The following is a 26,437-nucleotide window of genomic DNA, read 5'->3' as shown; positions in this document are numbered from 1 at the left end:
AACATATTCACATGATGAATGGTTAATTTCATCTGAAATTGTTCCTGCGCAAAGTATCTTTTATTTCTCTCCTTTAGACTCGTCTGATTCTCTTTTTCTCTCTTTTATTTTTTTAAAATTCTATGCTTGCGATCTGTCGATTTGTAAAGAACCGCTTTGTGGCCTTCGCACTGGGGTGCATTGTTATCATTGCCGCATTACAAGGTTTTTTTATAAAGCTTGTTGAATGGGTTCCTTCATTCTCTCCGCTATTTTTCCCTACGCTCACGATATTTCTCCTGGTATTCCATCTGTTTATCGCCTGTTTTATGGCGATGAAATACTGGTGCGATAAAAAACGGTTATATCTCGTTCCGATTGCGTTGGCCTTTGCCGGTTCTGCACTGCTGATGGTGGGTACACTGTCCAGCTTTCCGGCCTGGCTGGATCTCTATCAGTTCAACGAGGCGAACTATAATGACGCGATGATCTTTTATATGTTCCGCCACCTCTTAATGGCGGTGCTGATGATGGCCTCAGTATTGCTGTATACGCTGCGCGCTTCCCCCCTTTCACGAAGCGCCCACATCGGCATTGTCGCCGGGTCGACGCTCTTTACGGGCTGCATGCTCGGGCTGGCGTGGTTCTATTCCAGCCATTCCACGATGCTAACCCTGGATCTTGTGGATAATGAAACCCGGAAGTTTATGGTTCTCTGGAGCCAGACCATCAATATCATTTTGGTCATTCTTTGGGTTATCACCTTAATCACCCTGATGGCCGTAACCCGGATAAGAAATTTGTTCTGGATCGGCGGCAATTTTTTATGCGTCTGTTATGTCGTCACGCTGTTAATGCTGTTGTTAGGCGGACACGCGGAAGATGTTTCATGGTATCGCGCACGGTTATTCGAAACCGTCGCGACGTTAATGATTATTTTCATTTTACTTTCCGACGTCTTTAATTTGTATCGTGATTCGCACGTCAAATATCAGCAGTCTTATCAAAATTCAATCCGCGACCCGCTTACCCGTCTTTATAATCGCAGCTATTTTTATGATTCGTTAAATTACGCCCTCAGCTCGGCAACGGAGGCACATCCGGTATCGGTGGTGGTAAGCGATCTTGACCGTTTCAAGCGCATCAACGACTGTTACGGGCATTTGCAGGGGGATAAGGTTTTACAGTTTGTCTCTAATCTGCTGACGGATTCCGTACGCCCCCAGGATATCGCGGCCCGAATCGGCGGTGAAGAGTTTGTGCTGATGCTGACCAATACCCCTTCAGACGCCGCGCGGCAGGTGGCCGAGCGCATTCGCCTCAAGCTGAGCGGGTTTGATAAAGCCAGCAGCGGTGGTCATCTGCCGGAGCCCATTACCATCAGCATGGGCGTATTCACCGCAACGTCGCCAGAAACCAGTGCGGAAACCTGCGTGGAGAGCGCAGATAAAGCCATGTACGAGGCAAAAGAGACGGGGCGCAACCGGGTGGTGGTATTCAGATAATAAGAAAGGCCCTGGATTCACAAGGCCTTTTCTTTCGGTCAGTCGCGGGATTGCAGATCGTGGATATTCTGCTCAAGACGGGCAATGAGTCCGATCAGCATCTCCAGCTCTGCGGGGGAAATACCGGACAGGATCTCCCCTCGCGTCTTACTGATGACGGTTTCCATCTCAGTAATAATCGGGGCCGCTTTTTCCGTCAATTTGATCCGCTTGGCGCGACGGTCGCTGGCGCAGGTTTGTCGGGAGATGAGTCCCTTCTCTTCCAGCTGGTCAAGGGTACGCACCAGTGACGGCTGCTCAATGCCAATCGCTTTTGCCAGTTGGATCTGTGACTGGTCGGGCGGGAGCTGATGAATATTATGCAGCGTAACCCAGTGCGTCTGCGTGAGTTCCAGAGGTTTCAGGCGATGGTCAATCAGAGCACGCCAGATGCGTACCAACCTTGCCAGATCAGAACCTAATGGCGATTCCAATTTCATCTCCTTATAATTAGCTTGCTAAGTGATTATAGTGATTTTAGAATAGTTTGCAGTATTTGTATTGCCAAAACAAATGCAATCACGGTATTCATCATTCCTGAAACGATGATTTACACTGAACTGTAATGCGCCATCGCATTGAAACATGCCCTTGTGGCCCTTACCCCACTGCAAAGGATCGCTGCTTGTGACGTTCTTTTCCCCCTCCGCAGGGTTGCCCCTCCAGGATCTGATTGTTGGCGCATCGGTCTACTTTCCGCCACTCTTTAAAGCCGTGATGGTTGGTTTTGTGATCTGGCTCATTGCGCATCGCCTGCTGCGCGACTGGATGTATTCCGGTGAAATCTGGCACCCGATGTTGATGGATCTCTCCCTGTTTACCCTCTCCGTCTGTCTTGGCCTTGCCGTGTTAACCGTGTGGTGAGAATGTCATTGAAAACGTTAAAATACTTTTCCACTCTTTTCGTTTTAGCCCTGGCGCTGCTGGCCGGCTGGTGGCTCTGGAATTATTACATGCAGTCGCCCTGGACGCGCGATGGTAAGGTTCGTGCAGAACAGGTCAGCATCACGCCTCAGGTATCCGGCAGTATCAGCGCGCTACTGGTGAAGGATAATCAGTTCGTTCACGCAGGCGATGTGTTATTCCGCATTGATGAGACCCCTTTCCACATTGCGGTTCTTAATGCCCAGGCGCAGCTCGCTAAGGCTCAGTCCGATCTGGCAAAAGCCAATAACGAAGCCGACCGCCGCCGACACCTGTCGAGAAACTACATCTCTGCGGAAGATCTCGATACCGCCAACATCAATGTTAAAACCATGCAGGCCAGCCTGAAGGTTGCAGAGGCAACCCTGAAACAGGCCGAGTGGCAGCTGACCCAGACGGTGGTTAAAGCCCCGGTGGATGGATGGGTAACGAGCCTGTCTACCCGCGTAGGTGATTATGCCACCACAGGGCAGCCGGTCTTTGCCCTCGTCGATAGCCACTCTTTCTATGTTGTGGGCTATTTTGAAGAGACCAAGCTGCGCCATATCCGCGAGGGCGCACCTGCCCGAATCACACTCTACAGCGGCGCAGAGACGTTACAGGGTCACGTTGGCAGCATAGGCCGGGCGATTTACGATCAGAGCGTCGAAACCGACTCGGGCCTGGTGCCCGATATCAAACCCAACGTGCCGTGGGTGCGTCTGGCTCAGCGAGTCCCTGTTCGCGTCGAGTTTGATCAACTGCCGAAAGACATTACCCTGGTCTCAGGCACTACCTGCACCGTCTCCATCGGGTCGCGGTGATGAACCTGGAGGCTTTCTCCTGGCGCAATACGCCCTGGATAAAAGCGACGCGCCCGCAGTGGCGCTACGCGCTGCGCAACGGCATCGCCATGTGTCTTGCGCTTACGGTTGCCTATTACCTGAATCTGGATGAACCCTACTGGGCGATGACCTCTGCGGCGGTCGTCAGCTTCCCGACCGTCGGTGGCGTTATCAGTAAAAGCCTCGGGCGCGTGGCGGGTAGCCTGCTGGGAGCGACCGCCGCGTTGCTCCTTGCTGGCCACACCCTGAACGATCCCTGGCTGTTTCTGTTAAGCATGTCGGCATGGCTGGGGCTGTGCACCTGGGCCTGCGCCCATTTTACCAATAACGTTGCCTACGCCTTTCAGCTGGCAGGTTACACCGCGGCCATTATCGCCTTTCCCGTCGTTAACGTGCTGGATACCACCGAGCTGTGGGATATCGCCCAGGCACGCGTGTGTGAAGTGATGGTCGGCATTCTGTGCGGGGGCGTTATGATGATGATCCTGCCCAGCACCTCAGATGGCACCGCGCTCATCACCGCCCTTAAAACGATGCACGCGCGTTTGCTGGAACATGCCAGCCTGCTCTGGCAGCCTGATACTAACGATGATATCCGTATCGCGCATGAAAAAGTCATCGGCCAGATCCTGACCATGAACCTGCTGCGCATCCAGGCTTTCTGGAGCCACTACCGTTTTCGCCGTCAGAACACGCTGCTTAACTATTTGCTGCATCAGCAATTGCGGATGACGAGTGCGATCTCAAGCCTGCGCCGGATGTTGCTGAACTGGCCTGCACCGCCCGCGCATACCCGGGAGGTTATCGAGGCGCTGCTCGCCACCCTTGCGCGTCCGGATGCCGATATCTATACTGTGGCCCGCATTATCGCCCCGCTCGCCCCAACGGATGAATATGACTACCGGCACCGCGCCTTCTGGCAGCGTCTGAACTATTTTTGCCGCCTGTATCTGCGCAGCAGCCGCTGGTTAAAAGCCGTCGAAAATGCTACGCCCGTCACCGAATTTTCCGTTCCCGGTAGCCCTGCTCTGGCGCGCCATACTGATGCGATGGAAGCGCTGTGGAGCGGATTTCGCACCTTTTGCGCGCTGATGCTGGTTGGCGCATGGGCCATTACCACCCAGTGGGAAGCGGGGAGCGCGGCGCTCACCCTCGCCGCCATCAGCTGCGTGCTCTATTCCGTGGCGGCCTCCCCGTTCAACTCCCTGACGCTCCTGATGCGCACCCTGGTGCTGCTCTCGCTGTTCAGCTTTGTCGTTAAGTTCGGTTTGATGGTGCAGATAAGCGACCTGTGGCAGTTCCTGCTGTTCCTGTTTCCGCTGTTAACCACCATGCAGCTGCTTAAGCTGCAAATGCCTAAACTGGCCGGCCTGTGGGGACAGCTGATTGTCTTTATGGGCTCCTTTATTTCGGTGACAAATCCGCCGGTGTACGATTACGCCGAGTTCCTCAATGACAACCTGGCGAAGATCCTCGGCGTGGGGCTGGCGTGGCTGGCCTTCGCCGTGTTGCGCCCGGGCTCTGACGCGCGTAAAAGCCGCAGGCATATCCGGGAGTTACGCAGAGGTTTCGTGGATCAGCTGAGCCGCAGGCCGCACCTGCGCGAAAGCGAGTATGAATCGCTGGTTTACCATCACGTCAGCCAGCTGAACAACAGCAAGGATTCCCTCTCCCGACGCTGGCTACTGCGCTGGGGCGTGGTGCTGCTGAATTGTTCGCACGTGGTATGGCAGTTACGCGCCTGGGAGACGCGTTCCGACCCGCTGGCGCAGGTTCGTGATAATTGTATTTCCATGCTCCGCGATGTGATGAGCGAGCGCGGGGTTCAGCAACGCCCCCTTAGCGTCACGCTGGTCGAACTTCAGCGTATTTGCGACGTGCTGGCGCGCCATCACCTGCCAGCGGCCCGCGACCTGGCGTCCATTATCTGGCGGCTGCACTGCTCCCTGTCACAGCTTGAACAGGCGCCGCCACCCGGAACGATTGGCGATCAGATCACGCCGCAGGCATAGCGCGCCCCGCCGCCGCCCAGCGGTTTAGGCTGATCGGACATGTTATCGCCGCCCACGTGGATCATCAGCGCTTTGCCTTTGACCTCGTCAATCTTTTTCAGCCGTGGCGCAACAACGGGATCGGTAGCTTTACCGTCGTTATTAACCACCAGCACCGGCAGATCGCCGAGGTGCCCCATGCCTTCAGGACCTTCATGCTTGCCGGAGTTATGCGGATCCAGATGTCCCCCTGCGGCTTCCGCCGCAGTTGGTTTGCCCTCTTTCATTGCGGGTTGACAGCTGCCTTTGGCATGGACGTGATAACCGTGCTCACCGGGTGGAAGAGCCTTGAGATCGGGTGCAAATTCCAGCCCTTTATCGGTTTCGGTGATTTTCACCGTCCCGATGGACTGGCCTACTCCCTGAGAAGTGACGAGATTCATTTCAACTTCTTCGCTGGCTGCCTGCGCTCCTGCGCAAACAACCAGCGTGACCACTGCCAGAGCAAAACGCTTCATATGACCTCCACGGGTTATTTTTTGCACCTTAAGTCTATACCAGAGGCGCAGATTTCACCGGAAAGTCAGACTCCGCGTGATCAGGGTACGTCGTAGCCCAGAGCCGCCTTGCGGATGCGGAACCACTGCTGACGCGACATATCCAGCTCTTCAGCCACCAGCGCCGCGCGTACGCGCTCAATTTTGCCGGAGCCGATAATGGGCAGCGGTTTAGACGGCAGGCGCAGGATCCAGGCGTAAACCACCTGCTCAATGCTTTCCGCATTCAGTTCGCGGGCCACGGTTTCAAGCTCGTTACGCAACGGCTGGAAGGCCTCATCGTTAAACAGGCGACCGCCGCCGAGACAAGACCAGGCCATCGGACGAATGCGTAACTGTTGCAGCTGATCGAGCGTTCCGTCCAGCAGCAGCGGCTGGTGAACAGGCGAGATCTCCACCTGGTTCGTCGCCAGCGTAAACGGCAGACGAGACTGCAACAGCGTAAACTGTGCCGGAGTGAAGTTAGACACGCCGAAATGACGTACTTTACCGCTCTGGTGCAGCGTCAGGAACGCTTCCGCAACCTCATCCGCATCCATCAACGGATCGGGACGATGGATCAGCAGCAGGTCGATACGATCGGTGGCGAGGTTGACCAGCGACTGCTCGGCGCTTTTAACGATATGCGCGCTGTCGGTGATGTAATGTCCGAGGGCATGCTCCGGTTTTGCCGTGGTGGCAATACCGCATTTGGTCACAATCTCCATACGTTCACGCAGCGCCGGCACCCGCTTCAGCGCTTCGCCAAAGGCAGCCTCGCACTGATAGCCGCCATAAATATCAGCGTGATCGACGGTAGTGATCCCGAGATCGAGATGCTCTTCAATAAAGTTCGCCAGCTGGACGGGAGACATATTCCAGTCCATCAGGCGCCAGTAGCCCATTACAAATCGGGAGAATTCCGGGCCCTGCGGGGCAAGGGTAATACGCTGAACCATAACATTTTCCTCAAGGAAGTCATGTCCCCAGTATACGCAATTACCTTGCTAAAACAGTGAGGGTTGCTGAGGTTCTTCGGTTTCTACCGCTTTGTTTGCGCGAATTTTACGCAGCAGACGCTGTCGACAGAGCCGTAAGACCTCCTGCTTTTGCGCGTCGCTGAAGTTTTGCCAGTTAAAACGTTCATCGCGCGTGCGCATGCACCCGCGGCAGTACCCTTTTTCATCAACCTGACAAATACCCCGGCACGGGCTCTGGACAGGGAAAAATTCCAGTTGCTCTGCCACACCCACCTCCACAACGCCATCATTCCCTACAGTGAAGACCCTAATTTGCCTGCATGCAAGGGTGTTCCCCACAAACGGGGCATTAAGGTTTCGCTAATCTTCGCTTCTTATACTCGTCGCATTGATATAACGAATGGTTGAATCATCATGTGGCTTGCTAAAAAGTTACGCTGTAACGATATAAAATTTACCCTGGCCTGTGCGCTTTTTTTCACCGTGTTAAATGCGCTGTTTATTCAGCGTAGCTGGTCGATTATCGCACCTTCCCGTGTGCACGACGTGCTTTTTGCCGCCAGCGTGCCGCTGGTGCTGTTCTGCGGTTGGGTCATTGTTTTTAGCCTGCTGAATATTCCCTACATTCGCAAGCCGCTCATGATTGTCCTGACCATAGGATGCGCCGCCGCGACGTATTTTATGTATACCTATGGCGCGGTTATCGATCAGAACATGATGGTGAACGTATTCGAGACTAACTCTCAGGAAGCGACAGCCCTGGTGACGCCGCAGATGCTCCTGTGGCTGGTCGTGGCGGGTCTGGTTCCTTCCATCGTGTTAGCCCTGACGCGCATTCGAAGTGGAAAATGGTGGTATGCCCTGCTGACGCGTTTCGCCGCCATGCTCGGCGCGCTGTTGGTGATTATCCTGGTCGCGGCGGTATTCTATAAAGACTACGCTTCGCTGTTCCGCAATAATAAAAGCATCGTGAAAATGGTCACGCCAGCGAATTACGTCAGCGCCATAGTGAAGTACAGCGAAATGCGCTGGTTTGCCGGCGACCAGACGTTGGTCCGCATCGGCGAGGATGCCCATAAAGGCGCGCTGATTTCCGGCCAGCACAAGAAAACCGTGCTGGTTCTGGTGGTGGGCGAAGCCTCCCGCGCCGCAAATTACTTGTTAAATGGTTACCCGCGTGAAACCAACCCCGAGCTGAAAAAGCAGGATGTCATCAACTTCCCACAGGCAACCTCCTGCGGCACGGAAACCGCCGTTTCCGTCCCATGCATGTTCTCCGGCATGACACGAAAAAAATATGACGCTGACCTCGCCCACCATCAGGAAGGTCTGCTTGACGTGCTTAACCACGCCGGATTCAACCTGCTGTGGCGCGACAATGACGGCGGGTGCAAGGGCGCCTGTAACCGCGTGCCACATACGGACATGACGCAGTGGAAACTGGATCGGTTCTGTAAGGACAAATCCTGTCTGGACGATGTCAACCTGTACCGTCTGGATAACGTGCTGGATGGTCTGAAGCAGGACACGGTTCTTGTTATTCACCTGATGGGGAGCCACGGCCCGGCCTATTACAACCGTTACCCGGACAGCTTCCGGAAATTTACGCCGACGTGCGATACCAATGAAATTCAGGATTGCGATCATCAGTCGCTGATCAATACCTATGACAACTCGATTCTGTATACCGACAGCGTCCTCAGCCGAACCATCGACGCGCTGAAAGCCCGGCAGGCCAGTATGAATACGGCGCTGATTTACCTCTCCGATCACGGTGAGTCCCTCGGCGAAAGCGGTATTTATCTGCACGGCACGCCGTATATGCTGGCCCCGGAGCAGCAAACGCATATTCCGTTCATGTTCTGGCTCTCCCCGGATTACGTGAAAAACTTTGGCGTAAACCCGGACTGCCTGCGCGCCCATGCTGCAAAAGATGCGGTTTCGCAGGATAATTTGTTCGCCACCGTGCTGGGCATGATGGACGTGAAATCAACGGTTTATCAACCACAGCTGGATATTTTGTCGCAGTGTCGACGCCAGGCTGACTTGCATTAGACCGAACGGTCTATTAGAGTGAAGGCATGAGCAGACACACAGAACACGATACGCGCGAACATTTACTGGCTACCGGCGAGCGCCTTTGCATGCATCGCGGGTTTACCGGGATGGGGCTGAGCGAGTTGTTAAAAACCGCTGAAGTCCCTAAGGGATCGTTTTATCACTATTTTCGATCCAAAGAGGCGTTTGGCGTGGCCATGCTGGAGCGGCACTACGCCAGCTATCATCAGCGCCTGGCAACCCACTTCGCCTGCGGTGAAGGGAATTACCGGGATCGTATTCTGAACTACTATCAGGAAACGCTGACGCAGTTCTGTCAGCAGGGCATCATCAGCGGTTGCCTGACGGTAAAACTGTCTGCCGAAGTGTGCGATCTTTCCGAAGACATGCGCACCGCCATGGATAAAGGGGCCAGCGGCGTTATCGCTCTGCTGGCTCAGGCGCTGGATAAAGGCCGCGATGAACAAACGCTCGGCTTCTCCGGCGATCCGCTCACGCAGGCACAGGTGCTCTATTCCCTCTGGCTAGGCGCCAACCTGCAAGCAAAAATTTCTCGCAGTGCCGTGCCGCTCGAAAGCGCGCTGGCGCATGTGAAACGTTGTATTACGGCGCCCGGCGCGTAGCCGGCGTTTTTATTTACCCTTTTACTAGTCGACTGGTCTACTCAGGAGCCGTTATGTCCGCTGAAAAGCTATTTACCCCACTGAAAGTCGGTGCCGTTACCGCCCCAAACCGCGTGTTTATGGCCCCACTCACCCGTCTGCGCAGCATCGAGCCGGGCGACATCCCAACGCCATTGATGGGTGAATATTACCGTCAGCGCGCCAGCTCTGGCCTGATCATCTCCGAAGCCACGCAGATTTCTGCCCAGGCCAAAGGCTACGCCGGTGCGCCGGGTCTGCACAGCCCGGAACAGATCGCCGCGTGGAAAAAAATCACCGCAGGCGTGCACGCTGAAGATGGCCGTATCGCCGTTCAGCTGTGGCACACCGGTCGTATCTCGCACAGCAGCATCCAGCCTGGCGGTCAGGCGCCGGTTTCTGCCTCTGCCCTGAACGCGAATACCCGTACTTCCCTGCGCGATGAAAACGGTAACGCGATCCGCGTCGACACTACCACGCCGCGCGCGCTGGAGCTGGACGAGATCCCGGGTATCGTGAACGATTTCCGCCAGGCCGTTGCCAACGCCCGTGAAGCAGGCTTTGACCTGGTCGAGCTGCACTCTGCGCACGGTTACCTGCTGCATCAGTTCCTGTCACCATCCTCCAACCAGCGTACCGACCAGTACGGCGGCAGCGTCGAAAACCGTGCGCGTCTGGTGCTTGAAGTGGTAGACGCCGTTTGTAACGAGTGGAGCGCTGACCGTATTGGTATTCGTGTCTCCCCGATCGGTACCTTCCAGAACGTCGACAACGGTCCGAACGAAGAAGCGGACGCGCTGTATCTGATTGAAGAGCTGGCGAAACGCGGTATCGCATATCTGCACATGTCCGAGCCGGACTGGGCTGGCGGCAAGCCTTACACCGAAGCCTTCCGCCAGAAAGTGCGCGAGCGCTTCCACGGCGTGATTATCGGGGCGGGTGCCTATACGGCAGAAAAAGCCGAAGACCTGATCGGGAAAGGCCTGATCGACGCCGTGGCCTTTGGCCGCGATTACATTGCAAACCCGGATCTGGTGACCCGTTTGCAGAAGAAAGCCGAACTGAACCCGCAGCGCCCTGAAAGCTTCTACGGTGGCGGCGCGGAAGGTTATACCGACTACCCTTCACTCTAATCCCGCTTTGTACGTTGATAGCGGCGACATTTCGCCGCTATACTAAAACATCGTTTCTGTTCAAAAAGATAATCCATTTCATTGGTTAATGAGGAAATTATGCGCCTACTTCACACCATGCTGCGCGTTGGCGACCTGCAACGTTCTGTCGATTTCTACACTAACGTTCTGGGCATGAAGCTGCTGCGCACCAGCGAAAACCCGGAATATAAATACTCTCTGGCTTTTGTGGGTTACGGCCCGGAGTCAGATGAAGCGGTCATCGAGCTGACCTATAACTGGGGCGTGGACAGCTACGAGCTGGGCACGGCTTACGGCCACATCGCGCTGGAAGTGGATAACGCGGCGGAAGCCTGCGAACGTATCCGCAGCAACGGCGGTAACGTCACCCGTGAAGCCGGTCCGGTTAAAGGCGGCACCACCGTGATTGCGTTTGTTGAAGATCCGGATGGTTATAAAATCGAGCTGATCGAAGCCAAAGACGCTGGTCGCGGTCTGGGCAACTGATCCCACAGGGCGCACTATGCGCCCGTTGTTTTGCTGCATCCCCTCTCAAAATTTGCCATAATGCGCACTGCTTTTTCCCCCTTGTAAGAGACCCTGATGTCCGATAACGCTCAATTTACCGGTCTGTGCGACCGTTTTCGTGGTTTTTATCCCGTTGTCATTGATGTAGAAACAGCCGGATTTAACGCTAAAACCGATGCGCTGCTTGAGATTGCCGCCATCACGCTGAAGATGGATGAACAGGGCTGGCTTGTACCGGACACCACGCTGCATTTCCACGTTGAACCCTTTGAAGGGGCAAACTTACAGCCAGAGGCGCTGGCCTTTAACGGAATCGACCCGACAAACCCGCTGCGCGGGGCGGTAAGCGAATACGAGGCGCTGCACGCCATTTTCAAAATGGTGCGTAAAGGCATGAAAGAAAATGACTGTAGCCGCGCCATCATGGTGGCCCACAACGCGACGTTCGATCATAGCTTTACCATGGCTGCCGCCGAGCGCGCCTCGCTGAAACGCAATCCATTCCATCCGTTTGTGACCTTCGACACCGCTGCGCTGAGCGGCCTGGCGCTGGGGCAAACCGTGCTGTCCAAAGCCTGCATCACAGCGGGTATCGCGTTTGACGGCACCCAGGCCCATTCCGCCCTGTACGACACAGAGCGCACGGCGGAGCTGTTCTGCGAGATCGTCAACCGCTGGAAACGACTGGGCGGCTGGCCGCTGCCGATGGGCGACGAGGCCGATATTCAGTCATAAGTCGGGTAAGCGACAGCGCCACGCGAAAAAAAAGCGACCAGCATAATGTGGTCGCTTTTTTATATCCGCAGAAAACTTACTCTGCGTCCGGCTCTTCGGTTTTATACTTCGCCGCAGTCTCTTTGATCAGCTGCTGCAATTCGCCACGCTGATACATTTCAATCAGGATGTCGCATCCGCCAACCAGTTCACCGTCAACCCACAGCTGTGGGAAGGTCGGCCAGTTTGCGTATTTTGGCAGCTCGGCGCGAATGTCCGGGTTTTGCAGGATATCAACGTAAGCAAAACGCTCACCACAGGCAGACAGCGCCTGAACAGCTTGCGCGGAGAAGCCGCAGCTTGGCAGCTTCGGGGAACCTTTCATGTACAGGAGAATCGGGTTTTCAGCGATCTGGCGCTGAATTTTTTCAATAGTGGTGCTCATGTCTTGCTTCCTTTAACTTCTGTTACGGCATCAGTCTGACATTGTAGCGGTTCAGGCCGACATCGGAAAATAACATTTTTGTCACGTCTCATTATTTTATCGCTTATCGCATAAAGTTGCATTGCAAATGACGCTTAACGCCACGCACCGTGCGGTTTTGCTTAAGGAGCGAACACGCGTGCAACAGAATGGTGAATTTTTTTGCACTTGCTAACGAAACACAATTTTTGAATGAAAAATGCTATTAACTTATTCTGATTTTATGGATTAGAATCGACAGGTTTTGTAAATCTCACGCGGGTATGCATTGTTGGCCTGCACTTATCAGGGGACTGCCCAGTGGCGCGGATAACTAAAATCTCGATGACGCTCTGTGCTTTACTGTTTACCACACTCTCATTGACGCCAGCGGCGAACGCCTCCGAACAGGCGCGGCATTCTGCTGTACAAAAAACGCATCTGGCAAAAGCCACAGAACGTAAGAAAAAAACCACCAGCAAAACCGTTAAAAAGAAAACCACCGCTCAGACCAAAAAGACCGCCTCCAGCAAAACCAAAACCCTCCGTTCCGGCACGCACAAAACCACCCGTAAAACCGCCAGCCTTGTGAGTGAAAAATGCACCGTGCGCAAAGGGCATAAAACAAAATGCGCTAAAGTGACGAAGCTGGCTGACGTGCATAAAGCGCGTATGCAGAAAGCGCAAAAAACGGCGATGAATAAGCTGATGGGGCAAATTGGTAAACCGTATCGCTGGGGTGGCACCTCTCCCCGCACCGGTTTTGACTGTAGCGGGCTGGTCTATTATGCCTATAAAGATTTGGTGAAGTTCCGCATTCCTCGCACCGCCAATGAAATGTACCACCTGCGCGACGCCGCGCCTGTAAACCGTGGCGAGCTGCAAAATGGCGACCTGGTGTTCTTCCGCACTCAGGGACGCGGCACGGCCGATCACGTTGGGGTGTACGTGGGTAACGGTAAGTTTATCCAGTCACCGCGCAGCGGACGGGACATTCAGATCACCTCCCTCAGCGAAGATTACTGGGTGCGCCACTATGTGGGTGCGCGCCGCGTGATGACGCCAAAAACCGTCCGCTAAACTCTGCCCTGTCGCCCGTGCGGCAGGGTAAGTTCCTCTTTTGCATACCCTTTCAATTTGCTATTCTGTCCTTGTTGTCTGTAGGGTTATTGGCAACGTATAAAACAATAAGGAGAGAAGCAATGTCGTTCGAATTACCTGCACTACCGTATGCAAAAGACGCCCTGGCCCCGCACATTTCCGCGGAAACCCTGGAGTACCATTACGGCAAACATCACCAGACCTATGTCACCAACCTGAACAACCTGATTAAAGGCACCGATTTTGAAGGCAAAACGCTGGAAGAGATCGTGCGCAATTCAGACGGTGGCGTTTTCAACAATGCTGCTCAGGTGTGGAACCACACCTTCTACTGGCACTGCCTGGCACCGAATGCAGGTGGGGAACCTACCGGTGACCTGGCCGCAGCGATTAACGCCGCGTTCGGCAGCTTCGCGGATTTCAAAGCGAAGTTTACTGACGCCGCCGTTAAAAACTTTGGCTCCGGCTGGACCTGGCTGGTGAAAGAGGCCGATGGCAAACTGGCTATCGTTTCTACCTCTAATGCGGGTACCCCGCTGACCACCAGCGCAACGCCGCTGATGACCGTGGACGTATGGGAACACGCCTATTACATTGATTATCGTAATGCGCGCCCGAACTACCTGGAGCACTTCTGGGCACTGGTTAACTGGGAATTTGTTGCGAAGAACTTCGCCGCGTAAGGGACACGCAGAAGGGGCAACCCTTCTGCGTTTTTGTTTATTCCGCCGTACACACCGCTTCTGGCTGTTTACGCCCGGACATCAGCACCAGCAGCAGGCCGAGTGCGGCAATGATCGCCCCCATCACCGGCACAAAGCTGTAACCTAAACCACCGGAAATCACCGCCCCGCCCGCTGCGGCTCCCAGCGCATTGCCCAGGTTAAACGCACCGATATTCACGGATGATGAGAGCCCCGGCGCCTCATGCGCAACGCGCATCACGCGCATCTGCAACGGCGGCACCACGGCAAAGGTTGCGGCGCCCCACACCACCATAGCAACCGCGGCACCCACTTCGTTACGCGCCAGCCACGGGATCGCCACCATGATGACGATCAGCAGCGTTAAGAAGCCTTTCAGCGTCCCACTCACGGAGCGGTCGGCAAATTTCCCGCCGAGATAGTTGCCAATCGAGAACCCGACACCAATCAGCACCAGCATCGCGGTAACAAAGAGTGGCGTTGCGTGGGTAATGTCGTGCAGCACCGGGGAGATATAGGTGTAGAGCGTAAACATCGCCCCCGCCCCCAGCACCGTGGTGAGCAGCGCGGAAAGCACCTGGGGACGCATTAGCACCGCCAGCTCTTTACGTACTTCCGGACGTTCTCCCGCACTTCCTTTCGGCAGCGAGAAGAACAGCGCGACCATCGCAACCACGCCCAGTCCGGCGGTTGCGAGGAAAGACATACGCCAGCCGATGGCTTCTCCCAGCCAGGTGGCGGCGGGAACACCGCCGATATTAGCGATGGTGAGACCCATAAACATGGTGGCTACCGCGCTGGCCTGCTTATGTTTTGGCACCACGCTGGCGGCAACAACCGAGCCCAGCCCGAAGAAGGCGCCATGGTTCAGGCTGGTCAGAATACGGGAAAGCATCAGGGTGGTGTAATCCGGCGAAATCGCGGAAAGCACGTTGCCCAGGGTGAAAATCGCCATCAGGAAAATCAGCGCATTGCGGCGCGCGCGGTGCGAAAGCAGCAGCGTCATCAGCGGCGCGCCCACCATCACGCCGATCGCGTAGGCGCTGATCAACATACCGGCCGCAGGGATAGAGACGTCCACGCCCCGGGCGATAACAGGCAATAACCCCATCGGGGAGAATTCAGTGGTGCCAATCCCAAAGGCGCCAATCGCCAGGGCCAGCAGGGGAAAATTGATTTTCATGAATAAACTCCGGATACCGTGCCGTTACCCGGCACAGAATTAAGAAGTCAAAAGCATGACATCAATCACAAAAAATGAGAAGTTAACATTTTGGCAAAAGATTTTTGCCGGAAAGATAACAATAGCGGCAAGCGAGGGAGAAAATTCTCCCTCCACCTAAATCAGTGCAGCGCAGCGGTTAAACCACCCGCAACAATCAGGGCAAGAACAACAATGGTGGTAAACAGCGAAAACTTCAGATCGGTACTCATCAATTTTTCTCCTTTTATTCACCCTACGAAAAGTGAGCCTGCTCATTTTTACACAGTTCAGGTCAAAAATCTTCCAGGATTTAAGCGGATATCCACTTTACCTCTTCCCCTTTTCATCAAGATAGGACAAAATTCCACGCTAAATTTATTAGCGTACCGGCCACTGACCCCCTCCTGACGTCCTGTGTCGTTTTCCCGGCGTGTCGCAACTCAAGATTGCGTAATAAGGGTGAGAGAAGGCAAACGTTTACCTTCAATGGTTTCAGGAGCTTAGGATATGGTCTGGAGTGACATTTAATGGCAACAATTAAAGACGTAGCAAAACGCGCAAACGTTTCCACTACAACCGTATCACATGTTATTAACAAAACGCGTTTTGTCGCTGAAGAGACGCGCAATGCCGTCTGGGCAGCGATCAAAGAACTGCACTACTCGCCAAGTGCGGTCGCGCGTAGCCTGAAGGTTAATCACACCAAATCGATTGGCCTGCTGGCCACCAGCAGTGAAGCGGCCTACTTTGCTGAAATTATCGAAGCCGTTGAAAAAAACTGCTTCCAGAAAGGCTATACCCTGATCCTGGGCAACGCGTGGAACAACATTGAGAAACAGCGCGCTTATCTGTCGATGATGGCGCAAAAGCGCGTCGACGGCCTGCTGGTGATGTGTTCTGAATACCCAGAGTCGGTCCTTTCCATGCTCGAAGAGTATCGCCACATTCCGATGGTGGTGATGGACTGGGGCGAAGCGCGCGCCGACTTCACCGATTCCGTTATCGATAACGCCTTTGAAGGCGGCTACATGGCGGGACGTTACCTGGTGGAACGCGGTCACCGTGAAATTGGCGTGATCCCGGGCCCGCTGGAGCGTAACACCGGTGCTGGCCGCCTGGCCGGTTTCATGAAGGCGATGGAAGAGGCGCTGATTACCGTGCCGGAAAACTGGATTGTTCAGGGCGATTTCGAGCCGGAGTCGGGCTATCGCGCCATGCAGCAGATCGTCTCCCAGCCGCATCGCCCTACTGCTGTGTTCTGCGGCGGCGATATCATGGCCATGGGCGCCCTCTGTGCGGCAGATGAACTCGGCCTGCGCGTCCCGCAGGATATCTCGGTGATCGGCTATGATAACGTGCGCAACGCCCGCTTCTTTACGCCGGCGCTGACCACCATTCACCAGCCGAAAGATTCGCTGGGTGAAACCGCCTTCAATATGCTGATGGACAGGATCGTCAACAAGCGTGAACAGTCCCAGTCTATTGAAGTGCACCCGCGCCTGATTGAACGCCGTTCCGTTGCGGACGGTCCGTTCCGCGACTATCGTCGTTAATCCTTTTACGGGGCCAGCTATGCTGGTCCCCGTAACCACTCCCGGTTCAGCGTTTCGCTGTCTCCCAGATAATCCAGCAGCCAGGCCATGGCCGGGGATACGTCGTTTTGCTGCCACGTCAGACAGCACGCGGCGTCCGGGAAGGGATTTTCCAGCGTCAGAGCCACCCACTCCCCCGCGTCGATGCGCGGACGCGCAAAATGCACCGGCACCATGCCAACGCACAGCCCCGCGCTCAGGCAGGTGGCTGACGACTCCCAGTCCGGCGCGACCACGCGGCGCTGATTATCCAGCAGCCAGGTAATACGCTTCGGCAGCGAACGGGACGTATCTTCCAGCACCAGCGAGGGCCAGTTGCGCAAGGTGTCATCGCTCAGCGGCCCTTCCAGCGCCGCCAGCGGATGATCGCGCGCGACCACGCAGGTCCAGCTCAGCATGCCCATGTCGCGAAACGCGTAGCGCCCCCCAACCGGGATCGCCTGGGTGGCGCCAATTGCCATCTCTGCCCTGCCGTCCGCCAGCGCATCCCAGACGCCGTTAAACACCTCCTGTGAAACGCGCAATTCGACGTCGGAGAAATGACGATAGAAATCGACGATCATCTGCCGGGTGCGTTCCGGCTTAACGATGTTATCCACCGCGATGGAAAGATGACCGCGCCAGCCGTTGGCGATCTGCTGGCACTGCTCGCGGGTGATCTGCATTTTTTTGATAACAGACCGCCCCTCTTTCAAAAACCACGCGCCGGCGGGCGTGAGCTCCACGTCGCGATGGCGCCGCTCAAACAGCGGGACCGCCAGCCACGCTTCCAGCTGACGCACCGTATAGCTGATGGCCGACGGAACGCGATGCAGCTCCTGGGCGGCACCGGTAAAGCTGCCGTTACGCGCCACGGCATCGACCACTTCAAGAGAATAATCTGACCACATCTTTTGCCTGCAAAATTTTTGAATTCACCCGCCAAATATTAGCGTTTCACAAGCCGCTTTGCACCTCCTACACTCTGCGCCAACGTACACCTGCCTCCTCAGGAGAATAAACAGTGCAACCCAGGAAAGGATTTTTAGTCTGGCTCGGCGGCTTAAGCGTGCTGGGCTTTTTGGCGACCGATATGTATCTGCCCGCGTTCGCCGCGATGCAGGAAGATTTGCAAACCCCTGCCGCCGCCATCAGCGCCAGCCTGAGTTTGTTCCTCGCAGGCTTTGCTTTTGCGCAACTGCTCTGGGGGCCGCTCTCGGATCGTTTTGGCCGTAAACCCGTCCTGTTGCTGGGACTGGCAATTTTTGCCGTAGGCTGTCTGGGCATGCTGTGGGTCCGCGATGCCGCCTGGCTCCTTGTGCTGCGCTTCATCCAGGCCGTCGGCGTCTGTGCCGCAGCGGTCACCTGGCAGGCGCTGGTAACCGATTATTATCCGGCTTCGCGCACTAACCGCATTTTCGCCACCATTATGCCGCTGGTCGGCCTGTCGCCGGCGCTCGCCCCGCTGCTGGGCAGCTGGATTCTGGCGCATTTCGACTGGCAGGCCATTTTCGCCACGCTGTTTGCCATCACGCTGGTGCTGATGCTGCCCGCGTTCGGGCTCAAGCCTGCGCGTAAAAAAGAGACGCATCCGGACGCGCAGCCAGTGACCTTTACCTCCTTACTGCGGGCAAAAGCCTATCGCGGTAACGTGCTGATTTATGCCGCCTGCTCTGCCAGCTTCTTTGCCTGGCTGACCGGTTCGCCGTTCATTCTGCATGACATGGGCTACAGCCCGGCGGCTATCGGCCTGAGCTACGTTCCACAGACCATCGCCTTCCTGGTGGGTGGCTATGGCTGTCGCGCCGCACTGCAAAAATGGGAAGGCCAACAGATGCTGCCCTGGCTGCTGGTGTTGTATGCGTTAAGCGTGATTGCGACCTGGGCCGTCGGCTTTATTCCCGGTGCCGGGCTTGCAGAAATTTTGATCCCGTTCTGCGTTATGGCGATCGCTAACGGGGCCATTTACCCAATTGTAGTGGCGCAGGCGTTACGTCCGTTCCCGCAGGCGACGGGCCGCGCTGCCGCGCTGCAAAATACCCTGCAACTTGGCCTGTGCTTCCTGGCAAGCCTTGTGGTCTCTGCGCTGATTGCGACCCCGCTGCTCACCACCACCAGCGTAATGCTGGTCACCGTTGCGCTAGCGGGTCTGGGGTATCGCATGCAGTCCTCCGCGCGTCGCGAGCAGAATGACAACGCGCAAACCGAAACGTCTCATGCCTGATTGCGCGGGAAATTATGTTAAAAACCAGTGATTAGGTTGCTAACAATTTTCTGTTGAATCACCCATTTTTGAGGCCTATACTGAAATTGGTTCGATAAATACGATAAATATTAAGCGTTAACGGGAGCCGGAGCGCTCCCGTTTTACCATGGAAGGCATTTCGGCAAGGGTTATCTCCCTTCCTCTGTTCTACGTCGGATATTAGCCTCGCGGGCATTTACCGTGAGATTTCTCACAAACCAAAAAAGCGTCTACGCTGTTTTAAGGTTCTGATCACAGCAAGGTGATGGAGAAGCTATGAGTTCATCGTGTATAGAAGAAGTCAGCGTTCCGGACGATAACTGGTCCCGGATCGTCAGTGAACTGTTGGGACGTGCGGGCATTACGATTAATGGCTCATCGCCCTCCGATCCCCAGATTAAGCATCCCGATTTTTTCAAACGCGTTTTGCAGGAGGGATCGTTAGGGCTGGGTGAAAGCTATATGGACGGCTGGTGGGAGTGTGAACGGCTGGATATGTTCTTCTCCAGCGTGTTACGCGCCGGTCTGGAAAATCAGCTCCCCCGTCACTTCAAAGATACGCTACGTATCGCCTCTGCCCGCCTGTTCAATCTGCAAAGTAAAAAGCGCGCGTGGATCGTCGGCAAAGAGCATTACGATCTGGGCAACGACCTTTTCAGCCGCATGCTCGACCCGTTAATGCAGTACTCCTGCGGATACTGGAAAAAAGCGACGACCCTGGAAGAGGCGCAGCAGGATAAGCTACAGCTGATCTGCGATAAATTGCAGTTGCAGCCCGGCATGCGCGTGCTGGACATCGGCTGTGGCTGGGGCGGCCTTGCCTGGTTTATGGCGAAGCATTACGGCGTGAGCGTCGTCGGGGTCACGATTTCGGCTGAACAGCAGAAGATGGCGCAGGCGCGTTGCCTGGGGCTGGATGTCGATATCCGGCTTCAGGATTACCGCGACCTGAACGAGCAGTTCGACCGCATTGTTTCCGTTGGCATGTTCGAGCACGTCGGGCCCAAGAACTACAGGACCTATTTCGAGGTCGCTGACCGGAACCTGAAGCCTGACGGTATTTTCCTGCTACACACCATTGGCTCTAAGCGCACCGACAACAACGTGGATCCCTGGATTAATAAATATATCTTCCCGAATGGCTGTTTACCCTCTGTTCGCCAGATTGCCAACGCCAGCGAACCGCATTTCATTGTGGAAGACTGGCATAATTTTGGCGCAGATTATGACACCACGCTGATGGCGTGGCATGAACGTTTCCAGGCCGCATGGCCTGAAATCGCCGACAACTATTCGGAACGATTCAAACGAATGTTCAGCTATTATCTCAATGCCTGTGCCGGAGCTTTTCGCGCGCGGGATATACAGCTATGGCAGGTGGTGTTTAGTCGCGGGATTGAGCACGGCCTGCGCGTGGCCCGCTAAAAAAATAACCCCGGTTGCCCGGGGTTATTTTTTATTCTTCTTCCACGGCCTTTATTATCGCCGCCTCTTTCGCCGCCAGCACGCGCTCAACGGTATCCACGACCGCCTGGGTCTGCGGATCAATTTCGATATTCACCCGCTGCCCCAGTTTTTTTGAACCAAGCGTTGTACGTTGCAACGTTTCTGGAATTAAATGCACGCAAAAACGGGTTGGCGTCACTTCACCTACGGTCAGGCTAATCCCATCAATGCCAATAAATCCTTTATAAAGGATGTATTTCATTAAGGTGGGATCCTGCACCTTAAACCAGATTTGACGGTTATTTTCCGAGGTCACGATTTTCGCCACTTCGGCGGTGGTCATAATATGGCCCGACATCAGGTGCCCGCCAATCTCATCGCTGAATTTCGCCGCCCGCTCAACGTTGACGGTATCCCCCACTTCCAGCTCGCCCAGGTTAGTGATGCGCAGCGTCTCTTTCATTAAATCAAAAGCGATCTGGTTACCGTTAATTTCGGTCACCGTCAGGCAGCAGCCGTTATGCGCTATCGACGCCCCGGTTTCAATGCCGTCGAGCATATATTCAGGCAGCTCGACCACGTGAGTGCGGAAATTCGGTTTTTCATCAATGGACACCACTTTGGCAGTGCCCTGCACAATACCAGTAAACATGCTTACAGCTCCTGTTCATTCCGAACGGCGATGACACCGTATAATCCCACCACAATAACAGTTGAAAAAACAGGTTGCCAGTGATGCGCAATTTCTGGCGATTTTTTCACTAGATAATTAGTTAAACCCCGCTACAATAGCTGGCATCCCTCTGTTTTTTCTTCTTGCTGCCAGTTACGGCGGCCTTTTTAGTCTCTCAAATAACTACAATACAAAGGTGTTCACGTGCAGAAGTATATGATCGAAGCGCGTCAGTTATTAGCACTGGCAATACCGGTGATCGTCGCGCAGGTAGCCCAAACCGCAATGGGATTTGTGGATACGGTAATGGCCGGTGGTTACAGCGCCACCGATATGGCCGCCGTGGCGATCGGAACCTCAATCTGGCTCCCGGCCATTCTGTTTGGTCACGGCCTGCTGCTGGCGCTGACGCCCGTTATCGCACAGCTTAACGGCTCCGGTCGACGTGACCGCGTGGCCCATCAGGTTCGCCAGGGCTTCTGGCTGGCCGGGGGCGTCTCCGTCCTGATTATGATCGTTCTGTGGAACGCCGGGTATATTATCCGCGCCATGCATAATATCGATCCGGCGCTGGCAGATAAGGCGGTCGGTTATTTGCGCGCCCTGCTCTGGGGTGCCCCCGGCTATCTGTTCTTTCAGGTAGCACGTAACCAGTGTGAAGGGCTGGCAAAAACCAAGCCGGGCATGGTGATGGGCTTTATCGGCTTGCTGGTGAATATTCCCGTGAACTATATCTTCATTTACGGTCATTTTGGCATGCCGGAGCTCGGTGGCGTGGGCTGCGGCGTTGCGACGGCAGCGGTGTACTGGGTGATGTTCGGAAGCATGCTCACCTACATTAAACATGCGCGATCCATGCGCGACATTCGCAACGATACCGCCTTTAGCACGCCTGACTGGTCGATGTTGACCCGCCTGACCCAGCTGGGTCTGCCCATTGCGCTGGCGCTGTTCTTTGAAGTGACGCTGTTTGCCGTTGTCGCCCTGCTGGTTTCGCCGTTAGGGATTATTGATGTGGCAGGCCACCAGATCGCGCTGAACTTCAGCTCTTTGATGTTTGTTCTGCCGATGTCGCTGGCGGCTGCGGTGACGATTCGCGTGGGCTTCCGTCTGGGGCAAGGTTCTACGCTGGATGCGCAAACGGCTGCCCGCACCGGGCTGGGCGTCGGCGTCTGCATGGCGGTCTGTACCGCCCTCTTTACCGTGCTGTTGCGTGAGCAAATTGCCCTGCTCTATAACGACAATCCGGAGGTAGTGACTCTGGCCTCGCACCTGATGCTGCTGGCGGCCATTTATCAGATCTCTGACTCCATCCAGGTAATTGGCAGCGGCGTGCTGCGTGGGTATAAAGATACGCGTTCCATCTTCTTTATCACCTTCATTGCCTACTGGGTGCTGGGCCTGCCGAGTGGCTACATTCTGGCGCTCACGGATCTGGTGGTGGATCGCATGGGGCCAGCCGGGTTCTGGATGGGCTTTATCATCGGCTTAACGTCTGCGGCCATTATGATGATGCTGCGCATGCGCTTCCTGCAACGTCAGCCCTCTACGGTTATTTTGCAGCGCGCTGCACGTTAATGACCCTGTAGCCGCCGGCTGGCGGCTACTTTCTCTTCACTTTGCGCGGTAATGAAGCAATCGCGTGAAATCAGAGAGAAAAATGCATTTTCCCTCTTGCCACCTTGGTGCTGTGCCGCTAATATTCGTCCCCGTTGTCACCGACAACACAATGCGTTCATAGCTCAGTTGGTTAGAGCACCACCTTGACATGGTGGGGGTCGTTGGTTCGAGTCCAATTGAACGCACCATTCTGCGTCCGTAGCTCAGTTGGTTAGAGCACCACCTTGACATGGTGGGGGTCGGTGGTTCGAGTCCACTCGGACGCACCATTTCAGTCCTGAAATGGTGCAAAAATCCTCTTCTTAACATCTTAATTTCTCCCTGCATTAAACGGCCTAATCTTTCTCCTGCTACGCTTTTCTTATGGTTCAGAAACGCAGGAACGCTTTCGATGAAAAAAATTGCCATTATCGGCTCAGGCCCAACAGGGATTTACACCTTCTACTCACTTCTTACCAACGCAGCGCCCCTTTCGATCACCGTGTTTGAGAAAGCAGATCAGCCCGGCGTCGGTATGCCTTACAGCGATGAAGATAACTCCCGACTGATGCTGGCGAATATCGCCAGTATCGAAATCCCGCCCATTTTTATCACCTATCTCGACTGGCTTAAGCAGCAAAATGCAGCCCATCTTGCCCGCTATAGCGTCGACAAAGACAAACTGCACGACCGGCAGTTTCTGCCCCGTATTCTGCTGGGTGAATATTTCCACGACCGTTTTCTCGCCGTCGTTGCCGAGGCGAAAAAGGCAGGATTTCAGGTTGAGGTTCATCCCAACGCAGAAGTAACGGATATCAAAGCAGATGCAGACGGCGTGGCCCTGTCAGTGAACGATGCGCCTTTCTCCAGAAGATTTGACCTTGCCGTGGTCGCCACCGGTCACGTCTGGCCTGATGAAGATGAAGCCACCCGCGCCTGGTACCCGAGCCCATGGTCGGGGCTGATGGACGCAGAGATCCGAGCCTGTGAGGTGGGGATCATGGGGACTTCCCTTAGCGGGCTGGACGCCGCGATGGCGGTTGTGATGCAGCACGGTCGGTTTACCGGCGAGCAGTTCGTTGTCAATAAAGGCAGCGAGGGGTTAAAAATCACGCTGATGTCCCGCACGGGCGTTCTGCCGGAAGCCGACTTTTACTGCCCTATTCCTTATGAACCGCTGTCGGTGTTAACAGCATCTGTGGCGGAAAGCGAGATCGCTAAAGGCCCGGACGGGCTGCTTGACCGCATCTTTGCGCTGATGGTGAAAGAGCTTGAGCTGGCCGATCCGCAGTGGTGCCATGCGATATCGCTCAGCACGCTGAATGCCGACACCCTTCGTGAGGTCTGGTTTGAGGATCGTAAAAATCATGGTCCTTTCACCTGGGCCGAATCGAACCTGAAAGAAGTGGAGCGCAACAAGCGCGACAAACGCACCGTTGCCTGGCGCTATACCGTGCTTCGTCTGCATGAGGTGGTTCAGGCGATTGTCCCTTCACTTAACGAACAGGACAGAGAGCGGTTTAAGTCGGGGCTGGAGCGCGTATTTATCGATAACTATGCCGCTATTCCACCGCAGTCTATCCGCCGGTTACTGGCGCTCCGAGAGGCAGGGATCATCAGCGTGGTCGCCCTCGGTGATGATTACGACCTGGATATCGGCAGCGATCAAACCGTCATCACCACGCAAGAAAAGAGTTATCGCTTCGATGTCTTTATTGATGCGCGCGGGCAAAAACCGCTCAAAAATAAGGATATCCCCTTCCCGACGCTGCGCAAACAGCTTGAGGAAACGGGCGATGAGATACCGGACGTGGGGGAAGACTACACGTTGCTGTCACCTGCGTCTCTGCGCGGACGTATCGCGTTTGGGGCGATCCCCTGGCTGATGCACGACCATCCGTTTGTTCAGGGTTTGTCAGAGTGCGCTGAAATTGGTAAGGCGATGGCGAAAGCGGCGGGAAATCCTGCGTCGGGCGTGCGGCGGAAATTACCGTTCATGGAGTTTTAACCGGGCTTCCCTGCCCTACGGTGTCGGATTACTCGAAGAAGACTTCCGGGTTTTCCGACAGCGATACAAAGCTTTTGGTGTTCTTATCCAGGGCAAGGATTTTGCCGCTTTCAATATCATACACCCAGCCGTGCAGGCGAATGGCGTTGTTGCGCAGGCCTACCGCCACCGACGGATGGGTCTTGATGTTGCTCAGCTGCGCAAAGACGTTCTCCTGCACCATCGCATTCACTTTATCGACTGGCGTATCCCAGGTTTTCTTCTCCACCACCGCTTTAGCCGCATCAGAATAGCGCAGCCAGTGGGAAACGGCCGGCATGGGCTCCAGATCCGCGTTGTCGGCAATCGCCTTCATCGCGCCGCAGTTTGAGTGACCGCAGATAACGATATCGGTCACGCCGAGAGCCACCACCGCGTATTCGATGGTCGCTGAGACGCCGCCAGGCTCCGGCCCGAACGGTGGCACAATGTTGCCAGCGTTTCGAATGACAAAGAGCTGTCCTGGCTCCTGTTGCGTAACCAGTTCCGGAACCAGACGGCTGTCGGAGCAGGAGATGAACAGCGCTTTGGGATTCTGACTGGACGCTAAACTACGAAAAAGCTCTTTACGTTGCGGGAAAATCTCTTTTTGAAAGCTGAGAAAACCTTCAATGATATGTTGCATAGCCATTTCTCTTTTATCTGTTTTAGTTTAGGTATGATCGCGATCACACTCGTAAAATTTAACCACCGTGCCTTATCGGAGACAAGCAATATATTTCTGGCCCGACCGCTGCACGATCTCATCCGCGTTCGTCAGGATGTTTTGTCCTTCAAAGGCCCCGTACAGGCGCTGGTACTTTTTCCCCGCCAGTCGGTCGGTCACCGACTCGACGGTGCGGGCAGGCAGCGGGAGCATATTCGGATAACTCCACATAAACGACACGGCGTCTTTACCCGGCGTGACCTGCAAAATATCACCGGCCAGCAGTACGCCGTCGCCTGACTGCCAGTGCAGCACCGTGCCGCCTGCGAAATGCCCGCCCAGTCGCAGCAGCGTTACCGACGGCATAATTTCCAGAGTGTCCTCCTCCCAGAAGCGTATCGCCGGACTGTCACGCATTACCCACTGCCGATCGCTGGCGTGCAGGTAGATCGGCGCGTTAAACGCCGCGGCCCACTCCTGCATGGTGGTGTAGTAATGAGGGTGCGAAATCGCAATCGCGCCGATCCCGCCGAGCGCGTCAATTAACGCTCTGGTGGCCGGGTCAAGGTTCGCGATGCAGTCCCACAGGATATTGCCCTGCGGCGTGCGCAGCAGGATGGCGCGCTGGTTAATAGCAAAAGAGGGGACGGTTTTGATGCTGAACAGCTGCGGCTCCAGCTGTTGCCATTTGTTGGTATGCGTGGCCGTAAGACTATCGAAATCCGTCCACGCCTGGCCCGTCACCGGAACATACTGGCGTTCATCGTCGCAAATCGGGCAGCGTTTGGGGGGTTCATCGTAAGCGGTACCGCAGGTTTTACACAGCGTAATCATCAGCGTTCCTCAGCAATAAAGCACTGAGTATGGCAGGGATTATCCATATGTG

The 26,437-nt window shown here is 55.2% G+C and carries 27 protein-coding genes and 2 tRNA genes; 18 read left to right on the top strand and 11 right to left on the bottom strand.

The annotated features are described in order from the left end of the window. Nucleotides 1-122 precede the first annotated feature (122 nt). A complete protein-coding gene (locus INF58_RS05695; RefSeq protein ID WP_193527200.1) occupies nt 123-1,484 on the top strand; it encodes a GGDEF domain-containing protein in 1,362 nt (453 codons plus the stop codon). 38 nt (nt 1,485-1,522) lie between these two features. On the opposite strand, the gene slyA is transcribed toward INF58_RS05695, so the two are convergent. Then, complete coding sequence (gene slyA / locus INF58_RS05690) at nt 1,523-1,963, bottom strand: transcriptional regulator SlyA (RefSeq protein WP_063448919.1); 441 nt, start codon at nt 1,961-1,963, stop codon at nt 1,523-1,525. Nucleotides 1,964-2,150: 187 nt separating this feature from the next. Here slyA and INF58_RS05685 point away from each other — a divergent pair, with 187 nt between their 5' ends. From INF58_RS05685 to INF58_RS05675, 3 genes are read left to right on the top strand one after another with little or no spacing between them, the layout of a single operon-like run. Further along, nucleotides 2,151-2,387: a DUF1656 domain-containing protein gene (locus INF58_RS05685; RefSeq protein ID WP_063866984.1), complete on the top strand. Its 237-nt coding sequence runs from the start codon at nt 2,151-2,153 to the stop codon at nt 2,385-2,387. Nucleotides 2,388-2,389: 2 nt separating this feature from the next. Next, entirely contained in the window at nt 2,390-3,250 is an 861-nt protein-coding gene (locus tag INF58_RS05680) for an HlyD family secretion protein (protein WP_063448921.1), read from the top strand. Continuing rightward, a complete protein-coding gene (locus INF58_RS05675; protein WP_193527199.1) occupies nt 3,250-5,283 on the top strand; it encodes an FUSC family protein in 2,034 nt (677 codons plus the stop codon). The genes INF58_RS05680 and INF58_RS05675 overlap by 1 nt, the downstream gene beginning before the upstream one ends. Here INF58_RS05675 and sodC read toward each other — a convergent pair. From sodC to INF58_RS05660, 3 genes are all read right to left on the bottom strand, one after another. Beyond that, nucleotides 5,262-5,780, bottom strand: a complete 519-nt coding sequence (sodC, locus tag INF58_RS05670) for a superoxide dismutase [Cu-Zn] SodC (protein ID WP_107535216.1) — start codon at nt 5,778-5,780, stop codon at nt 5,262-5,264. The two genes, INF58_RS05675 and sodC, sit on opposite strands and share 22 nt — an antisense overlap. An 80-nt stretch (nt 5,781-5,860) precedes the next feature. Beyond that, nucleotides 5,861-6,757 (bottom strand): aldo/keto reductase family oxidoreductase, encoded by an 897-nt coding sequence (locus tag INF58_RS05665; protein ID WP_107535215.1) that lies wholly within the window; start codon nt 6,755-6,757, stop codon nt 5,861-5,863. Nucleotides 6,758-6,805: 48 nt separating this feature from the next. After that, a complete protein-coding gene (locus INF58_RS05660; RefSeq protein ID WP_063866994.1) occupies nt 6,806-7,045 on the bottom strand; it encodes a DUF1289 domain-containing protein in 240 nt (79 codons plus the stop codon). A gap of 147 nt (nt 7,046-7,192) precedes the next feature. On the opposite strand from INF58_RS05660, the gene eptA reads away from it, so the two are divergent. The 5 genes from eptA (at nt 7,193) to rnt (ending at nt 11,873) form a co-directional block, all read left to right on the top strand. Next, nucleotides 7,193-8,833 (top strand): phosphoethanolamine transferase EptA, encoded by a 1,641-nt coding sequence (eptA, locus tag INF58_RS05655; RefSeq protein WP_193527198.1) that lies wholly within the window; start codon nt 7,193-7,195, stop codon nt 8,831-8,833. A gap of 26 nt (nt 8,834-8,859) precedes the next feature. Beyond that, complete coding sequence (locus tag INF58_RS05650; RefSeq protein WP_063866998.1) at nt 8,860-9,459, top strand: TetR/AcrR family transcriptional regulator; 600 nt, start codon at nt 8,860-8,862, stop codon at nt 9,457-9,459. A 53-nt stretch (nt 9,460-9,512) separates the two neighbouring features. Next, a complete protein-coding gene (locus INF58_RS05645) occupies nt 9,513-10,610 on the top strand; it encodes an alkene reductase (RefSeq protein WP_063867000.1) in 1,098 nt (365 codons plus the stop codon). A gap of 99 nt (nt 10,611-10,709) precedes the next feature. Next, nucleotides 10,710-11,117 carry a lactoylglutathione lyase gene (gene gloA, locus INF58_RS05640; protein ID WP_063448928.1) on the top strand — a complete coding sequence of 136 codons (408 nt, stop codon included), beginning with the start codon at nt 10,710-10,712 and terminating at the stop codon, nt 11,115-11,117. 96 nt (nt 11,118-11,213) lie between these two features. Then, complete coding sequence (gene rnt / locus INF58_RS05635) at nt 11,214-11,873, top strand: ribonuclease T (protein ID WP_063448929.1); 660 nt, start codon at nt 11,214-11,216, stop codon at nt 11,871-11,873. 76 nt (nt 11,874-11,949) lie between these two features. On the opposite strand, the gene grxD is transcribed toward rnt, so the two are convergent. Then, nucleotides 11,950-12,297: a monothiol glutaredoxin 4 gene (gene grxD / locus INF58_RS05630; RefSeq protein ID WP_003832760.1), complete on the bottom strand. Its 348-nt coding sequence runs from the start codon at nt 12,295-12,297 to the stop codon at nt 11,950-11,952. A 339-nt stretch (nt 12,298-12,636) separates the two neighbouring features. On the opposite strand from grxD, the gene INF58_RS05625 reads away from it, so the two are divergent. Together INF58_RS05625 and sodB are read left to right on the top strand one after the other, a co-directional pair. Beyond that, the gene (locus tag INF58_RS05625) at nt 12,637-13,395 is read left to right on the top strand and encodes a C40 family peptidase (protein WP_063867003.1); all 759 of its coding nucleotides are present in this window, start codon (nt 12,637-12,639) and stop codon (nt 13,393-13,395) included. 122 nt (nt 13,396-13,517) lie between these two features. After that, the gene (gene sodB, locus INF58_RS05620) at nt 13,518-14,099 is read left to right on the top strand and encodes a superoxide dismutase [Fe] (RefSeq protein WP_063867005.1); all 582 of its coding nucleotides are present in this window, start codon (nt 13,518-13,520) and stop codon (nt 14,097-14,099) included. Between the two features lie 37 nt (nt 14,100-14,136). Here the strand turns inward: sodB and INF58_RS05615 are convergent, their stop codons facing one another. After that, nucleotides 14,137-15,303, bottom strand: coding sequence for an MFS transporter (locus INF58_RS05615; protein ID WP_045622824.1), 1,167 nt, complete (start codon nt 15,301-15,303; stop codon nt 14,137-14,139). A gap of 161 nt (nt 15,304-15,464) precedes the next feature. Next, the gene (locus tag INF58_RS05610; RefSeq protein WP_003857632.1) at nt 15,465-15,554 is read right to left on the bottom strand and encodes a YnhF family membrane protein; all 90 of its coding nucleotides are present in this window, start codon (nt 15,552-15,554) and stop codon (nt 15,465-15,467) included. Between the two features lie 297 nt (nt 15,555-15,851). Here INF58_RS05610 and purR point away from each other — a divergent pair, with 297 nt between their 5' ends. After that, nucleotides 15,852-16,877, top strand: coding sequence for an HTH-type transcriptional repressor PurR (purR, locus tag INF58_RS05605; protein WP_006809011.1), 1,026 nt, complete (start codon nt 15,852-15,854; stop codon nt 16,875-16,877). A gap of 17 nt (nt 16,878-16,894) precedes the next feature. On the opposite strand, the gene punR is transcribed toward purR, so the two are convergent. After that, a complete protein-coding gene (punR, locus tag INF58_RS05600) occupies nt 16,895-17,806 on the bottom strand; it encodes a DNA-binding transcriptional activator PunR (RefSeq protein ID WP_047353996.1) in 912 nt (303 codons plus the stop codon). A gap of 113 nt (nt 17,807-17,919) precedes the next feature. On the opposite strand from punR, the gene punC reads away from it, so the two are divergent. Both punC and cfa read left to right on the top strand, forming a co-directional pair. Further along, nucleotides 17,920-19,119, top strand: a complete 1,200-nt coding sequence (gene punC / locus INF58_RS05595) for a purine nucleoside transporter PunC (RefSeq protein WP_193527197.1) — start codon at nt 17,920-17,922, stop codon at nt 19,117-19,119. A 297-nt stretch (nt 19,120-19,416) separates the two neighbouring features. Further along, nucleotides 19,417-20,565, top strand: coding sequence for a cyclopropane fatty acyl phospholipid synthase (gene cfa / locus INF58_RS05590; RefSeq protein WP_063867015.1), 1,149 nt, complete (start codon nt 19,417-19,419; stop codon nt 20,563-20,565). Between the two features lie 31 nt (nt 20,566-20,596). Here the strand turns inward: cfa and INF58_RS05585 are convergent, their stop codons facing one another. Continuing rightward, nucleotides 20,597-21,238 carry a riboflavin synthase gene (locus INF58_RS05585; RefSeq protein ID WP_063448935.1) on the bottom strand — a complete coding sequence of 214 codons (642 nt, stop codon included), beginning with the start codon at nt 21,236-21,238 and terminating at the stop codon, nt 20,597-20,599. Nucleotides 21,239-21,463: 225 nt separating this feature from the next. On the opposite strand from INF58_RS05585, the gene mdtK reads away from it, so the two are divergent. From mdtK to INF58_RS05565, 4 genes are all read left to right on the top strand, one after another. Continuing rightward, nucleotides 21,464-22,837 (top strand): MdtK family multidrug efflux MATE transporter, encoded by a 1,374-nt coding sequence (gene mdtK / locus INF58_RS05580; RefSeq protein WP_107535207.1) that lies wholly within the window; start codon nt 21,464-21,466, stop codon nt 22,835-22,837. Between the two features lie 153 nt (nt 22,838-22,990). Further along, nucleotides 22,991-23,067: transfer RNA gene (locus INF58_RS05575), tRNA-Val, on the top strand. Between the two features lie 4 nt (nt 23,068-23,071). Further along, a tRNA-Val gene (locus INF58_RS05570) sits at nt 23,072-23,148 on the top strand. 122 nt (nt 23,149-23,270) lie between these two features. Next, entirely contained in the window at nt 23,271-24,866 is a 1,596-nt protein-coding gene (locus INF58_RS05565) for an FAD-NAD(P)-binding protein (RefSeq protein WP_193527196.1), read from the top strand. Nucleotides 24,867-24,894: 28 nt separating this feature from the next. Here INF58_RS05565 and INF58_RS05560 read toward each other — a convergent pair whose 3' ends face one another. Both INF58_RS05560 and INF58_RS05555 read right to left on the bottom strand, forming a co-directional pair. Beyond that, a complete protein-coding gene (locus INF58_RS05560) occupies nt 24,895-25,530 on the bottom strand; it encodes a carbonic anhydrase (RefSeq protein ID WP_193033558.1) in 636 nt (211 codons plus the stop codon). Nucleotides 25,531-25,602: 72 nt separating this feature from the next. Beyond that, nucleotides 25,603-26,385, bottom strand: coding sequence for an MBL fold metallo-hydrolase (locus INF58_RS05555; protein WP_193527195.1), 783 nt, complete (start codon nt 26,383-26,385; stop codon nt 25,603-25,605). Nucleotides 26,386-26,437: the final 52 nt, after the last annotated feature.

This window comes from Enterobacter cloacae complex sp. P24RS (assembly GCF_014982165.1).
Taxonomy (GTDB): domain Bacteria; phylum Pseudomonadota; class Gammaproteobacteria; order Enterobacterales; family Enterobacteriaceae; genus Enterobacter; species Enterobacter quasihormaechei.
This window is presented reverse-complemented; position numbering and strand designations above follow the sequence as displayed.